Raw genomic sequence first — 14,303 nt, 5'->3', positions numbered from 1 at the left:
ATCCACGCCCTCCCCGATCTACACCCTCCCCCACGTGTTCCGGTCCCGCGCCATCGCGTGCAGCGCCTCCACGTCCGCGGGCTTCAGCACCCCGCCGAGCCGGGCCAGGCCCGTCAGCTCGGTGTCCTGGAGGATCCGTACCGTCCTCGGCCGGGCGGCCACCGTCACCTCGGCCGGGCCCGCCAGGGCCAGCACCGGGCGCACCTCGGCGGTCAGGGCGTAGGAGGCCCGGTCGGCGACGGCGCGCAGGCGGCGCAGCAGCGGCTCGGCCTCGCGGCGGCCCACGGTGACCATCGGGTCGGCGATCAGGACCCGGGTCTTGCGGGCGTACAGGGCGTGTACGGCGAACAGGCCGCCGGGGCCGAGCAGGAGATGGTGGATGCGGTCGCCCCCGGGCAGGGCGATGGAGTGCAGGCTGTGCCAGCCCGCGCCCTCCAGGCCGTCCAGGGCCGTGCCGACGGTCTCCTCGGCCGCCAGGGCGCGCCGGCGCGGGTCGGGGCGCAGCCGGTGGGCGGGGCCGGGGTCGCGGTCGAGGGCGACGAGCAGGGCCTCGCCGGGGCGGTTGGGCGCGAGGTCGTCGTCCGGATGCAGGGTCAGCCGGGCGAGTTCCGCGGGGGTCGGGACCGGTGGCGGGCCGACGGTCACCGGGCCGGTGAGGAACGGCCGCAGGGCTTGGAGTACGTCGTCCCTGGCGTCCTCGCCGAGCAGGTTGACCCGGCTGGTCTCACGGTCGTACCAGGCGACATTGCTTCCGTCCGGGCGGCAGACGTACAGCCGTTCCCGGCCGTGCCGATAGGCCGGCACCACGCGCAGTGCGCTCATGCGCCATCACCCCTCGACCATGGGAACAGGCGGGGCGCTCCCGGGGCAAGACCGGTTACCTTGGGGGCGGCCCACGAGGGGGAGTTGGGGAGGCGCCGTTGCGGATCCGCGGAAAGCAGCCCGACGTACCGGCTCCGGAGAGCCCGTGGAACGAGATCGTGCCCGGCCTGTGGATGGGCGGGCATGAGTTCCGGGGCCGCTCGGGGCGGCCGGAGCTCGCCGTCGTACGCGATGAGTTCGATCTGGTGCAGACGCTGCTGCGGCTGCCGGGGTACGGCCCCGATCCGGGGGTCGAGCACCATGTGTGGCCGATTCCGGACGGTCCGCTGGACGGGACGCAGCTCGCCGGGGTGATCCGGCTGGCCCGCGCGGCGAACGAGGCGCTGGACGCCGGGCGCCGGGTGCTCGTGCGCTGCTACCACGGGTACAACCGTTCGGGCCTGGTCGTCGGGCATGCGCTGGCCCAGCGGGGGCAGGCGTCGCCGGACGAGGTGGTCCAGCTGATCCGGGCCCGGCGCTCGGCGTGGGCGCTGCACAACGAGCTGTTCGTGGAGTACCTGCGCGCGGGCCTGTCGACCGTGCGACTGCTGGAGGAGCTGGCCGAGTAGCCTCTCTCCCAGCATCACCCTGACGGGTGCAAAAAGGACTTACATACGAATTCCCTCGTCTACACATAAGGTGTTACGGGGCCCCGACCGACCCCGACACCTCAGGAGCACCGTGCCAGCCCGCCGTCCCGCGCGCACCGCCCTCACCGCAGCCGCCGTCGCCCTGCTCGCGGCGACGGCGGTGGCGTGCGGGGACGCCGGAGGGCTGCGGGGCGCGGGCGCGACCCCGACCGCCGTCAGCCCCGCCAAGCTCTGGCCCGACCTGCGCCCGGCGTCCAGCCCCGCCTACCCCTACGCCGTGGCGACCCGCGAGATCGTCAAGGGCGTCACGGTTCCCGGCGACGACATCCGCAAAGTGGACCCGGTGGACGTGGTGGAGGCCGAGATCAAGGCGCATCCGGACGACTACGGGTCCAAGGGTGCCTACCACGCGACCGTGGACCGGCTGAAGGAGTGCCGGCCCGGCGGCGACCAGGCCCGCTGCCCGCTGCTCAAGCCGTACTACCGGGACCTCACCGGCGACGGCCGGGACGACATGACGCTCGGCTTCCGGCTCTACCCGACCAACCAGACGGGTGTGCGGGTCTACACCGTCGAGAAGCACAGGCTGGTGCAGGTGCTGTCCGACAACGACGCGATCATCGGCGTGGAGCTGGCCGGCCGGACGCTGATCGAGCGCTCACCGGCCGACATCTCCGGCTACGAGTACCGGACGACCTGGGTGTGGGACCCGGGACAGCGCGCGATGGTGTTCTCCCGCGACGAGTACCTGCACACCGGTGAGGGCCGGCACCCCAAGAAGCCCTCACCCTCGCCATCCGCCTCCCCCTCCGCCTCCGTATCCGCCGCCGCCTCCGTCTCCGCTTCCGTCTCCACCGGCGCCTCCGTGTCCGCCGCCTCCGCCGCCTCCTCCGCGAGCGCGCGATGAGGCTCGCACTCCCCCGCTGGGCGGGCCCGCTCGCCGTGAAGGCGGCCGCGTTCATCACGGTGATGTGCTGTGCGCTGGCCGCGCTGCTCGGCGTCCTGGTGCATGTCTCGGTGACCGACCAGACCGTCGGCCAGGCCCGCGACCTGGCCCTTTCCCGCCTCGCGGACGCCACCCAGGCGTACGAGGCCGGGGACACGCTGCTGCCGAACGCCGGGGTCGACCCCCAGGGGCTGCCGGCGCCGCTGCGGGTGCTGGCGGCGGCCGGTGAGCGCGGCACGATGGTCTCCACGCACCAGGGGCGGCCCACCATGTGGGCGGCGGGGCCGGTGGTCGGACACCGGGCGCTCGCCGTGGCGGTCGACTACTCGCAGCAGTCCCGCACCATCGCCGGGCTCGACCGGTCGATCCTGTGGTCGTCGGGGCTCGCGATCGGGGCGACGGTGCTGGTCGGCGTGTTCGCGGTGACCCGGGTGACCCGGCGGCTGCACGGCACCGCGCGGGTGGCCCGGCGGATCAGCGCGGGCGACCTGGACGCGCGCGTCGACGACCCCCGTACGAAGGACCCGTCCCGGCCGCAGGACGAGGTGGCCGCGGTGGCGGCGGCCCTGGACTCCATGGCGTCGAGCCTGCAGAGCAAGCTGCAGAGCGAGCAGCGGTTCACCGCGGATGTCGCGCATGAGCTGCGCACTCCGCTGACCGGGCTGCACGCGGCGGCGGAGCTGCTGCCGCCGGGCCGGCCGACGGAGCTGGTGCGGGACCGGGTGGCCGCGCTGCGCACGCTCACCGAGGACCTGCTGGAGATCTCCCGGCTGGACACCGGGCGGGAGAAGCTGGAGGTGGACACCGAGGAGCTGGGGGCGCTGGCCCGGCGGGTGGTACGGGCCTCGGGCACCGACACGGAGGTGCGCGTCCTGACGGACGCGCGCGTGGAGACCGACCGGCGGCGGCTGGAGCGGGTGCTGGGGAATCTCGTGGCCAACGCGCACAAGCACGGGGCACCGCCGGTGGTCGTGACGGTCAACGGGGCCATGGTGACCGTACGGGACCACGGGGGCGGGTATCCGGAGTATCTGGTGGCTCATGGGCCGCAGCGGTTCCGTACGGAGGGCGGGGCCACCGGGCACGGGCTGGGGCTGACCATCGCGCTGGGGCAGGCGGAGGTGCTGGGCGCCAAGCTCTTCTTCGGCAACGCGATCGACGGCGGGGCCGTCGCCACGCTGATCCTGCCCGCGATGCAGGGCCGGTAGAGGTCGCCGGTAGAGGTCGCCTCTTCGGGGCGCTGCGGCGCACACAAGACGCCCTATTTGGGTAGGTTCCGGGCATGACCAAGGCCGGAACCACCGTGGCGGCGGCGCAGGCCCGCACACCCGCCGTACGCCTTCCCCGGCGCCGTGGCATCGAACTCGCCCTGATCGCGCTGGCCGTGCTGCTGTCCGTGTACGGCTACTGCGCGGTGGGGCTGGCGCGGACCGGCACCGTCCCGCCCGGCGCCGTCGGTTACGGCGCCGGGCTCGCCGCGCTCGCCCTGTTCGCGCATCTCGCGGTGGGCATCCGGGCGCCGTACGCCGACCCGCTGCTCCTGCCGATCGGGGTGCTGCTCAACGGGCTCGGGCTGGTGCTGATCTACCGGCTGGACCTGGAGACCCCGAACGACCAGGCGGCCCCGGCCCAGCTCGTGTGGTCCACGCTCGGGATCGGGCTGTTCATCGGTGTCGTCCTGGTGCTGCGCGACCACCGGGTGCTCCAGCGGTACGCGTATGTGTGCGTGGCCGCCGCGCTCGGGCTGCTCGCGCTGCCGATCCTGTTCCCGGCGGTCAACGGCGCCCGGATCTGGATCCGGCTCGCCGGATTCTCCATCCAGCCGGGCGAGTTCGCGAAGGTGCTGCTCGCGGTGTTCTTCGCCGCCTATCTGGCCGCCAACCGCAACGCGCTCGCGTACACGGGCCGACGGCTGTGGTGGCTGCAGTTCCCGACCGGGCGGGTGCTCGGGCCGATCGTGACGATCTGGCTGCTGAGCGTCGGAGTGCTGGTCCTGGAGCGGGACCTGGGCACCTCGCTGCTGTTCTTCGGGCTGTTCGTGGTGCTGCTGTACGTCGCCACCGGGCGGACCGGCTGGATCGCGATGGGCCTGCTGCTCGCCGTGCTGGGGGCCGTCGCCGTCGGGCGTCTCGAACCGCATGTGAACCAGCGCATCGAGGACTGGCTGCACCCCTTCGCCACCATCGAGGCCGGGCAGGGGCCGAACCAGCTCTCCCAGTCGCTGTTCGCCTTCGCCGCCGGCGGGGTCCTCGGCACCGGCCTCGGGCTCGGGCACTCCATCCTCATCGGCTTCGCCGCCAAGTCGGACTTCATCCTGGCCACGGCGGGCGAGGAGCTGGGGCTCGCCGGGCTCGCGGCGATCTTCCTGCTGTACGCGCTGCTGGTGGAGCGCGGCTACCGGGCGGGCCTCGCCCTGCGCGAGCCGTTCGGCCGGCTGCTCGCGGTGGGCCTCGCCTCGATCCTGGCGCTGCAGGTGTTCGTGATCGCGGGCGGGGTCACCGGACTGATCCCGCTGACCGGCATGGCGATGCCGTTCCTCGCCCAGGGCGGCTCCTCGGTGGTCACCAACTGGGCGATCGTGGCGCTGCTGATCCGGGTCAGCGACTCGGCGCGCCACCAGTACGACGGGCAGGAGGCACCGTGAGCGACTACGGCGGCGGGCGGCCGATGGCCCGGTACATCCGGCACGCCTGCGCGTTCTGCGCGCTGCTGCTGGCGGCGCTGCTGGCCAACGCGGCCCGGGTGCAGGTGGTGCAGTCCCGGGTCTACGACGACAACCCGGCCAACCGCCGTGCCACGATCGCCCGTTACGGCCAGCCGCGCGGCGACATCCTGGTCGGCGACGAACCGGTCACCGGTTCCGTGGACACCGGCGAGCAGCTGCGCTACGAACGGACCTACCGCAACGGCCCGTTGTACGCGCCGGTCACCGGCTTCGCCTCGCAGGCATACGGCACCACGTTCCTGGAGCACGCCGGGGACGGGGTGCTCTCCGGCACGGATCCGGTGCTGTCGCCGCTGCCGCTGTGGAACGGCGTGACGCGCAGGCTCAGTCCGGCCGGGAACGTCGTCACCACGATCGAGCGGCGGACGCAGGAGGCGGCGTACCGGGGGCTCGCCGGGCGCAAGGGCGCGGTGGCCGCGATCGATCCGGCCACGGGCCGCATCCTGGCGCTGGTGTCGAGCCCGTCGTACGACCCCGGGGAGCTCTCCGGCAACGGCGAGGCGGTGACCTCGGCGTGGGCGCGGCTCAACCACGACCCGGAGAAGCCGATGCTCAACCGGGCGGTACGGCAGACCTACCCGCCGGGGTCGACGTTCAAGGTGGTCACCGCGGCGGCGGCGCTGGACGCGGGCGTGGTCACCGACCTGGACGCGCCCACCCACTCCCCCGACCCCTACCGGCTGCCCGGCACCAGGACCCGGCTGACCAACGAGGGCGACGGCTGCGGGGACGCCTCGCTGCGGGCGGCCTTCGAGTGGTCCTGCAACACGGTGTTCGCCAAGCTGGGCGTGGACGTCGGGGCGAAGGACATGTCGGCCACGGCACGGGCGTTCGGGTTCAACGACACCCGGCTGCGCATCCCGTTCTCCGTCGCGCCCAGCACGTTCGACCCGCGGGTGGACCGGGCGCAGCTGGCACTGTCCTCGATCGGGCAGTACAACACCCGGGCCACGCCCTTGCAGATGGCGATGGTGGCGGCGGCCGTCGCGGACCGCGGGCAGCTGCGCTCGCCGTACCTGGTGGAGCGGACGACCCGGCACGGCGGTGAGCCGGTCGGCGGGAGCGGGGCGCATCCGGTGCGGCAGGTGATGAACCCCTCGACGGCCGAACGGCTGAAGGAGCTGATGACCGACGTGGTCCGGGAGGGCACCGGCACCCGGGCCGCCATCCGCGGCGCCCTCGTCGGCGGCAAGACCGGCACCGCGCAGCACGGCGTCGGCAACTCCGGTGCGCCGTACGCCTGGTTCGTCTCCTGGGCGCAGGCCGAGAACTCCCTGGAGCCGCAGGTGGCGGTCGCGGTGGTGGTGGAGGACGCCGCGGCGAACCGGGGCGAGATCAGCGGCGGCGGGGACGCGGCGCCGATCGCGCGGGATGTGATGCGGGCCGTTCTCGGCCTGTGAGACGGGGGGTACCGAGAGCGACCGGGGCCGACCTACCGTTCGGTCATGACGGATACGGCAGCCGCGTACGAACTCGCCCAGGTCAACATCGCCCGCCTCAAGTTCCCGCTGGACTCGCCCCAGTTGAAGTTCTTCGTCGACTCGCTCGATCCGGTCAACGCGGTGGCGGACGCCTCGGACGGCTTCGTCTGGCGGCTGGAGAGCGACTCCGGCAACGCCACCGACATCGCGGTCTTCGGCGACGAGTGGCTGATCATCAACATGTCGGTGTGGCGGGACCAGAACGCGCTCACCGCGTTCATGTACCAGGGCCTGCACCGGGAGTTGCTGTCCCGCCGCAGGGAGTGGTTCGAGAAGGTGGAGGAGGCGATGGCCACGCTGTGGTGGGTGCCGGCCGGGCACCGGCCGACCGTGGCCGAGGCGGAGGACCGGCTGCGGCACCTGAGGGCGCACGGCGCGACGCCGTACGCCTTCACGCTGCGGACGTCGTTCCCGGCGCCGGGGTCACCGCAGGAGGCGGTCGCGGTCAGCTGATCGGCTTGACCGCCTCGGACCGGATCTCGAGGGTGTTCCTCGCGGACGCCTCCAGGTCGATGTCCGAGGGGTTCTGCGACGCGAGCGGTGTGTTCACGGTGGCGACCGTGGCGCCCGTGTTGCCGTCGGCCCACGCGCACATGGGCACGGTGAACTTCGTGCCCATCTGCTCCTGCGTCACGACCTCGCAGCTGATCGTCACGCCACCGAGGTCGAAGTCCTTCGCGGGGACGGCGACCTTGGCGTTGGCGCCCTCGGCGGCGCCCTTCATCATGTTCCTGCGGGCCGCGTCGGTGTTCTTGAACCGGCCGTACATGCCCGACACCACCAGGGTGCCCTTGGTCGCGTCACCGTCCACGTTGTACGTGCCGACCACGCCGTGGAGGTCCTTGGCGTCCCAGGCCCCGTCGGCCTCGTCCTCGATCTTCTTGCCCTCGGAGTCGGAGAGGTCCCGGGCGAGCTGGTACTTCCCGCCGAGCAGCGTCTTGGGCAGGGTGAGCTTGTTCTTCGCCTCCGGGAAGCCGCTTTCGGCCGCCATCCCGATCAGCGCGAGCGCGACGACGACCGCCACGACGGCACCGCCCACGATCCCGAGGATCAGCCCGACCCGCCGCTTCTTCGGCAACGGGACCATGGGCGGCGCACCCCAGCCCGGGTACGGCTGCTGGGGCGGGTACGGCTGCTGCTGTTGCGGGTAGCCGTACGGGCCGGGGGCGGCCTGCTGGCCGTAGGGGCCCGGCGCGGCCTGCGGCGGCTGCTGGCCGTACGGGTACGGTGCGGCCTGCGGCGGCTGCTGGCCGTAGGGGTACGGCGGCTGCTGGGGGCCGTTGGGGTACGGCTGCTGCGGTGGCGGAGGCGTGGACACGCCAGCACGCTACTGCACCTGGGTGAACGACCCGGCACCGCACCGGCCGAACAGCCCGGCAGCCGCTTCGACTCCCCGGCGCTTCGGCCCGGGGCTTCGGCTCCTCGCTCGGCCCCGCGCCGGTTCGGCCCCCCGCCGGTCCGGCTCCGCGCCAGCTCGGCCCGCCACCTCGGCCCACCACCTCGGCCCACCACCACAGCGCCCACCACCTCAGCTCTCCGCCGCCCCCGACTCGATCGCCTCCCGCACCTCCGCTATCCGGTCCCGCTCCTCGGCGGCGAAGCGTTCGGCGTCCAGTTGCTCGGCCAGTTCCTCGTCCTGGGCCATGAGCAGGTCCAGGTTGGCGTCGCCCATCTCGAACACGCCCATGTCCACATAGGCCTGCTGGAGCCGCTTGCCCCACAGGCCGATGTCCTTGACGCAGGGCACGATCCGGCTGAACAGCAGCCTGCGGAACAGCTGGAGGAACTCGGAGCGCTCGCTCAGCGCCTCCGCCTCGGCCTTGGGGATGCCGAAGTTCTCCAGCACCTCCACGCCCCGCAGCCGGTCGCGCATCAGATAGCAGCCCTCGATGACGAACTCCTCGCGCTCGCGCAGTTCGGCGTCGGTGAGCTGCTTGTAGTAGTCCCTGAGCGCGAGCCTGCCAAAGGCCACGTGCCGGGCCTCGTCCTGCATGACGTAGGTGAGGATCTGCTTGGGCAGCGGCTTGTTGGTGGTGTCCCGGATCATCCCGAACGCGGCAAGCGCCAGGCCCTCGATGAGGACCTGCATGCCCAGGTACGGCATGTCCCAGCGGCTGTCGCGCAGGGTGTCGCCGAGGAGCGACTGCAGATTGTCGTTGATGGGATAGACGAGCCCGATCTTCTCGTGCAGGAAGCGGCCGTAGATCTCGGCGTGCCGGGCCTCGTCCATGGTCTGGGTAGCGGAGTAGAACTTGGCGTCCAGGTCGGGCACCGACTCCACGATGCGCGCCGCGCAGATCATCGCGCCCTGCTCGCCGTGCAGGAACTGGCTGAACTGCCAGGAGGCGTAGTGCCGACGCAGCTCCCCCTTATCCTTTTCGGTCATCTTGTCCCAGTACTTGGTGCCGTACAGGGACATCGCCTCCTCGGGCGTGCCGAGCGCGTCGTACGGATCGACCTCGAGGTCCCAGTCGATGCGCTGCTGCCCGTCCCACTGCTTGTCCTTGCCCTTCTGGTACAGGGCGAGCAGGCGGTCGCGGCCTTCGTCGTACTCCCAGCTGAACCGGGCCGCGCCGGTCGCGGGCACCTGCCAGGGGGAGTCACCGGGGTCGTTGGCGTACAGGTCATGGGTCGGCATACCCCGCAGGCTCACACGTAGACGCGAAGTCAACAAGTCTCGCGCAGGGGATTGACGGTCTTGCTGACAAGCAGTCTCATAAGAGCCAGGACCACTACCCCCGGGTAACGAGGTGAGGGAGCCATGACGACCCTGACGGAAGCGGACGCGCTGGAGGGCTTGCGCGATGCGCTCGGCCTGCTCAAGGACCGGGAGCAGGTGGCCGAACGGCTGCTCGCCTCCTCCGCCAAGCACTCCTTCGACCCGGACAAGGAACTGGACTGGGACGCGCCCTTCGAGGAGGGCAAGTGGTTCTGGCCGCCGGAGCTGGTCTCGCTGTACGGCACGCCGATGTGGAAGCGGATGAGCGAGGAGCAGCGGATCCTGCTCTCCCAGCACGAGGCCGCGGCGCTCGCCTCGCTCGGCATCTGGTTCGAGCTCATCCTGATGCAGCTGCTCGTCCGGCACATCTACGACAAGGCGGCGACGAGCGCCCACGTCCGCTACGCCCTCACCGAGATCGAGGACGAGTGCCGGCACTCGAAGATGTTCGCGCGGCTGATCTCGCACGGGGAGACGCCCTGGTACCCGGTGAGCCGCGTCCACCGGAACCTCGGCCGGCTCTTCAAGACCATCTCCACCACCCCCGGCTCCTTCACCGCCACCCTCCTCGGCGAGGAGGTCCTGGACTGGATGCAGCGGCTGACCTTCCCGGACGAGCGGATCCAGCCGCTGATCCGTGGCGTCACGCGCATCCACGTGGTCGAGGAGGCGCGCCATGTCCGCTACGCCCGCGAGGAACTCCGGCGCCAGATGGTGACGGCGCCGAAGTGGTCCCAGGAGTTCACGCGCATCACGTCCGGCGAGTTCGCGCGGGTGTTCTCGATCGCGTTCGTGAATCCCGAGGTCTACACGAACGTGGGGCTGGACAAGCGGGAGGCCATGGCCCAGGTGAAGGCGAGCGGTCACCGGCGGGAGGTCATGCAGACGGGCGCGAAGCGGCTGACCGACTTCCTGGACGACATCGGCGTGCTGCGGGGGGTCGGACGTCGGCTGTGGAGGTCGTCGGGCTTGCTGGCGTAGGCGGCGTAGAGCCGATCGGCGCCAGGCCGCGTTGCGCACCGTTGCCCAACACGCCCCACACCACGCGCGACCAGCCACGACGGACCCGCGGTCGAACGACGGTCCAGCCGCGCAGCGATTACGCTGCCGTACATGACCCCGGCCACCACCCCCGCCTACCGCCGGCTGAGCGTCGAGGAACGACGAAGTCAGCTCCTCGAGGCGGCCCTGTCCCTCTTCGCGCACCGCGCCCCCGAGGACGTGTCGCTGGACGACGTGGCGGAGGCGGCAGGAGTGTCCCGACCGCTGGTGTACCGGTACTTCCCGGGCGGCAAGCAGCAGCTGTACGAGGCCGCACTGCGTTCCGCCGCCGAAGAGCTCCAGCTGTGCTTCGACGAGCCCCGCGAGGGCCCGCTGCTGCCCCGGCTGTCCCGCGCCCTGGACCGGTACCTGAGCTTCGTCGACGAGCACGACACCGGCTTCAGCGCGCTGCTCCAGGGCGGCAGCGTGGTGGAGACCTCGCGGACCACGGCCATAGTCGACGGGGTGCGCCGGGCCGCGGCCGAGCACATCTACAGCCACCTGGCCGTCCCCGACCCCGGCCCACGGCTGCGCATGACCGTCCGGACGTGGATCACGGCCGTGGAGGCGGCCTCCCTGATCTGGCTGGACGAGGACAAGCAGCCCCCGGTCGAGGAGCTGCGCGACTGGCTGGTGGAACAGTTCGTGGCCGTACTCACGGTCACCGCGGCCCGCGACCCGCAGACGGCCGCCGTCGTCGGCGCGCTCGGCGAGGATGGCCGAGACTGAAGCGGTGAAGAGTCAGGACACCCCCTTCGAGGGCGGCCCCATGGACGGGCGCGTGCTGCCGGTCATGGTCGGGCCCACCGGGCATCCCCCGAAGACGTACCGCATCCCCGTCCCGGATCCGGCCGGCGGGCCGACCACGGTGCTCGTCTATCGGCGTGTGCCGCGTGGGCACAGTAGGCGGCTGGGTCTGATCCAGGGGTGGAAGTACCGGTACGACCCGGACGACACCTCCGGCGGAAGGCTCCGATGGCCCTGGTCGAAGCCGGATCGCGCGCCGTCCGGCGAGCCGGGTGACACGCGCGGGTGACACGGTTGCACCGAACCGCGCACGCTCGGCGCGCGCCCCACGCGGATCTTCTGATAATCGCGGTGCGATGAGGGACGGAAAGCCGACCCCTCCCCGCACCGAGGTGATGACGTGTCAGGAACGTTCCCGCGCCTGGCCGGTACGGCCGCGGTGGCGGCGGCCCTGGCGGCCCAGTCCGTCCTGGCGCCCGTACCCGCCGTGGCCGTGCCGGTCCCGCAGCAGCAGTCCGTCGCCCAGCTGCTGACGGAACTTCAGCAGCTGTACCGGCAGACCGAACAGGCCACCGAGGCCTACAACGGCACGGCGGAGAAGCTGGAGCGGCAGCGCGCCGAGGTGTCCCGGCTCGACGGCGAACTGGCCCGCGCCCGCCTCGCACTGCAGGACAGCCGTAGCGACGCCGGCCGGCTGGCCCGCCAGCAGTACCAGAACACCGGCGGCCTCGGCCCGTACGTCCGCCTGCTCCTCGCGCCCGACCCACAGCACGCGCTGGACGAGGGCCATGTCATCGGGGAGCTGGCCCGTGAGCGGGTCCGCACGGTGACCCGGCTGACCACCGCGGAGCAGCGGAAGGACAGCGTCGCCCGGGCCGCCCGCAAGGCCCTGGACACCCAACTCACCCTCGCCGAACGGCAGAAGAAGCAGCGCGACGACGTCCGGACCAGGCTGGCCGACGTGGAACGCCTGCTGGCCGCGCTCACCCCGGCCCAACTGGCCGCGGTCGCCGCCATGGAGCAGCAGGGCGTCACCGAGGCCCAGCAGAGGCTCGTCACCTCCGGGGCGCTGTCCGCCGTCCGCTCCGCCTCCCCCGAGGGCGACCGCGCGGTCCACTACGCCATGGACCAGGTCGGCAAGCCGTACAAGTGGGGCACGCGGGGTCCGGACTCCTACGACTGCTCGGGGCTGACCTCACGGGCCTGGGAGCACGCCGGCACGCCCATCCCCCGTACCAGCCAGGAGCAGTGGCAGCGGCTCAGGAGAGTGCCGCTGAACCTGCTCCGCCCCGGTGACCTGGTGGTCTACTTCCCGGATGCAAGCCACGTGGCGCTGTACGTCGGGGACGGGAAGGTCGTACAGGCGCCAAGACCCGGGGAGAGCGTGCGGGTCTCACCGCTGGCGTCGTATCCGGTGCTCGGTGCCGTACGCCCGGACGAGTAGAACACGCGGAACAGGCGTGTCGATGTCCGTTTTGATGTATTTTCAGACTAATCTCATGGTCGTAAGAGGTCGATCTGTGGCAGACCGTATCCACCTCACTTCCACCATGGAGATGACATGCACAAGCTTCGCAAGGCTGCTGTCCTGGTCGCGGCCCTGGGCAGCGTCGGGCTCCTGACGTCCGGCACCGCATACGCCGGCGGCGGCGATGAGCACGGCGGGGTCATGCAGAGTTCCAACTGTAAAGACCATGACTTGAACCTCGACGTCCTCGGCGAGGTCGGGATCCTCAACGGCCTGCTGGGCAATGCGCTCAACGGCGAGGGCGACCCAGGCGCGCAGGGCACCCACATCGGCTCGACGATGGGCTGCAACAACAGCGCCGGTTAAGAGGTCGGTTCAGCAGCCTTGACGGTGGAAAGCGGCCGAGCCCGCTGGGCCCAGGGGCGCACTGCGGCGCCCCTGGTACCACCGTCAGGCTCCAGAGGCCGACGCCAGGTAGGCCTCGGTCTTCTCCGGGTCGTAGAAGAAGTTCTCGAAGTCGGCCGGGTCGTCGAACGCATTGGCGAAGCGATCGGCGACCGGCTGCAGTTGCCCCGCCGCTCCGATCAGGTTCAGGATGTGCTCGGGCGGCGGGGCGAGCATCGCGTTCGTCCACTTGGTGACGTGCTGGGCGGTGGTCCAGTACCGGTCGAAGGTGGCCCGCATCCACTCCTCGTCGAACGGCTTGTCGCCGTGCTCCAGGATGGAGGCGAGGTACGCGGCCGCGCACTTGGCCGCGGAGTTGGAACCCTGGCCGGTGATCGGGTCGTTGGCGACGACCACGTCGGCCACGCCCAGCACCAGCCCGCCGCCGGGCAGCCGGCCGATCGGGTTGCGGACGGTGGGGGCGTAACGCCCGGCCAACGTGCCGCCGGCATCGGTCAGTTCGACCTTGGTCGCCCGCGCGTACTCCCAGGGCGTGAACCGCTCCATGAGTTCCAGGGTCAGGGAGAGGTGCTCCGCCGGGTCCTTGACGCCGTTGAAGACGTCGAGCGGGCCGCCGGGTATGCCCTCCCAGAACAGGATGTCCGCGCGGCCGGACGTGGTCAGCGTCGGCATGATGAACAGCTCGCCGACACCGGGGACCAGGTTGCAGCGGACGGCGTCGAACTCGGGGTGCTCCGGGCGCGGGCCGAGCCCGTGGACGTACGCCACCGCCAGCGCGCGCTGCGGCTCGCTGTACGGGGAGCGCTCGGGGTCGCGGGCGAACATCGACACCAGCTCGCCCTTGCCGGCCGCGACCAGGACGAGGTCGTAGGTACGGGAGAAGTAGTCGAGGTCGCCGACCGCCGCACCGTGGATGACCAGCTGGCCGCCGCGCTGCGCGAAGGTCTCCATCCAGCCGGCCATCTTCACCCGCTGGTCGACCGACTGCGCGTACCCGTCGAGCCGGCCCACCCAGTCGATCAGCCGCTGCGTGGGGCCCGGGTCGTGTGAGCCGGGGGCCGCGACCGAGACGCCGAGTCCTTCGATCTTCGGGGCCTGGGACTCCCAGAAGTTCAGCTGGAGATCGCGCTCGTGCTGCAGTGCCGTGTCGAACATGCACTGCGTCGACATGACCCGGCCGGTGCGGATCTCGTCCGCGGTCCGGTTCGACATCAGGGTGACCTCGTAGCCGTGCGACTGCAGGCCGAGGGCGAGCTGGAGACCGGACTGGCCGGCTCCGACGACGAGTATCTTCCGCATGCGGGTGGGGACTCCTAACGG

At 71.6% G+C, this 14,303-nt stretch carries 15 protein-coding genes; 11 read left to right on the top strand and 4 right to left on the bottom strand.

Annotation, left to right across the window (positions count from 1 at the left end; translation table 11 throughout):
* Positions 1-18 precede the first annotated feature (18 nt).
* Positions 19-822: an NERD domain-containing protein gene (locus ACWC0C_RS12330; RefSeq protein ID WP_449197258.1), complete on the bottom strand. Its 804-nt coding sequence runs from the start codon at positions 820-822 to the stop codon at positions 19-21.
* A 98-nt stretch (positions 823-920) separates the two neighbouring features.
* On the opposite strand from ACWC0C_RS12330, the gene ACWC0C_RS12325 reads away from it, so the two are divergent.
* The 6 genes from ACWC0C_RS12325 (at position 921) to ACWC0C_RS12300 (ending at position 7,056) form a co-directional block, all read left to right on the top strand.
* Positions 921-1,430, top strand: coding sequence for a protein-tyrosine phosphatase family protein (locus ACWC0C_RS12325; protein ID WP_449197259.1), 510 nt, complete (start codon positions 921-923; stop codon positions 1,428-1,430).
* Positions 1,431-1,542: 112 nt separating this feature from the next.
* A complete protein-coding gene (locus ACWC0C_RS12320; protein WP_450863580.1) occupies positions 1,543-2,358 on the top strand; it encodes a hypothetical protein in 816 nt (271 codons plus the stop codon).
* Entirely contained in the window at positions 2,355-3,605 is a 1,251-nt protein-coding gene (locus ACWC0C_RS12315; RefSeq protein ID WP_449197261.1) for an ATP-binding protein, read from the top strand. The genes ACWC0C_RS12320 and ACWC0C_RS12315 overlap by 4 nt, the downstream gene beginning before the upstream one ends.
* 74 nt (positions 3,606-3,679) lie before the next feature.
* Positions 3,680-5,041, top strand: coding sequence for an FtsW/RodA/SpoVE family cell cycle protein (locus tag ACWC0C_RS12310; protein WP_449197262.1), 1,362 nt, complete (start codon positions 3,680-3,682; stop codon positions 5,039-5,041).
* A 23-nt stretch (positions 5,042-5,064) separates the two neighbouring features.
* The gene (locus ACWC0C_RS12305; RefSeq protein ID WP_450863652.1) at positions 5,065-6,522 is read left to right on the top strand and encodes a penicillin-binding transpeptidase domain-containing protein; all 1,458 of its coding nucleotides are present in this window, start codon (positions 5,065-5,067) and stop codon (positions 6,520-6,522) included.
* 45 nt (positions 6,523-6,567) lie between these two features.
* A complete protein-coding gene (locus ACWC0C_RS12300; protein WP_450863577.1) occupies positions 6,568-7,056 on the top strand; it encodes a DUF3291 domain-containing protein in 489 nt (162 codons plus the stop codon).
* Here ACWC0C_RS12300 and ACWC0C_RS12295 read toward each other — a convergent pair.
* Complete coding sequence (locus tag ACWC0C_RS12295) at positions 7,049-7,921, bottom strand: hypothetical protein (RefSeq protein WP_450863575.1); 873 nt, start codon at positions 7,919-7,921, stop codon at positions 7,049-7,051. The two genes, ACWC0C_RS12300 and ACWC0C_RS12295, sit on opposite strands and share 8 nt — an antisense overlap.
* A 210-nt stretch (positions 7,922-8,131) precedes the next feature.
* On the bottom strand, positions 8,132-9,241 hold the full coding sequence (locus tag ACWC0C_RS12290; protein ID WP_449197265.1) for a ferritin-like domain-containing protein: 1,110 nt from the start codon (positions 9,239-9,241) through the stop codon (positions 8,132-8,134).
* A gap of 123 nt (positions 9,242-9,364) precedes the next feature.
* Here ACWC0C_RS12290 and ACWC0C_RS12285 point away from each other — a divergent pair, with 123 nt between their 5' ends.
* The 5 genes from ACWC0C_RS12285 to ACWC0C_RS12265 all read left to right on the top strand — a co-directional run bounded on the left by ACWC0C_RS12285 (position 9,365) and on the right by ACWC0C_RS12265 (position 12,944).
* Positions 9,365-10,303, top strand: coding sequence for an AurF N-oxygenase family protein (locus ACWC0C_RS12285; protein ID WP_450863573.1), 939 nt, complete (start codon positions 9,365-9,367; stop codon positions 10,301-10,303).
* Between the two features lie 132 nt (positions 10,304-10,435).
* Positions 10,436-11,092, top strand: a complete 657-nt coding sequence (locus tag ACWC0C_RS12280; protein ID WP_450863571.1) for a TetR/AcrR family transcriptional regulator — start codon at positions 10,436-10,438, stop codon at positions 11,090-11,092.
* A gap of 4 nt (positions 11,093-11,096) precedes the next feature.
* Positions 11,097-11,399 carry a hypothetical protein gene (locus tag ACWC0C_RS12275; protein WP_449197268.1) on the top strand — a complete coding sequence of 101 codons (303 nt, stop codon included), beginning with the start codon at positions 11,097-11,099 and terminating at the stop codon, positions 11,397-11,399.
* A 111-nt stretch (positions 11,400-11,510) separates the two neighbouring features.
* Positions 11,511-12,554: an NlpC/P60 family protein gene (locus ACWC0C_RS12270; protein ID WP_450863569.1), complete on the top strand. Its 1,044-nt coding sequence runs from the start codon at positions 11,511-11,513 to the stop codon at positions 12,552-12,554.
* Between the two features lie 117 nt (positions 12,555-12,671).
* Complete coding sequence (locus ACWC0C_RS12265; RefSeq protein WP_449197270.1) at positions 12,672-12,944, top strand: hypothetical protein; 273 nt, start codon at positions 12,672-12,674, stop codon at positions 12,942-12,944.
* Positions 12,945-13,028: 84 nt separating this feature from the next.
* Here ACWC0C_RS12265 and ACWC0C_RS12260 read toward each other — a convergent pair whose 3' ends face one another.
* On the bottom strand, positions 13,029-14,282 hold the full coding sequence (locus ACWC0C_RS12260) for a styrene monooxygenase/indole monooxygenase family protein (protein WP_449197271.1): 1,254 nt from the start codon (positions 14,280-14,282) through the stop codon (positions 13,029-13,031).
* Positions 14,283-14,303: the final 21 nt, after the last annotated feature.

This window comes from Streptomyces sp. NPDC001709, assembly GCF_053596375.1.
The sequence above is the reverse complement of the archived record's forward strand: the minus strand, read 5'-3'. Positions and strand labels throughout refer to the sequence as shown.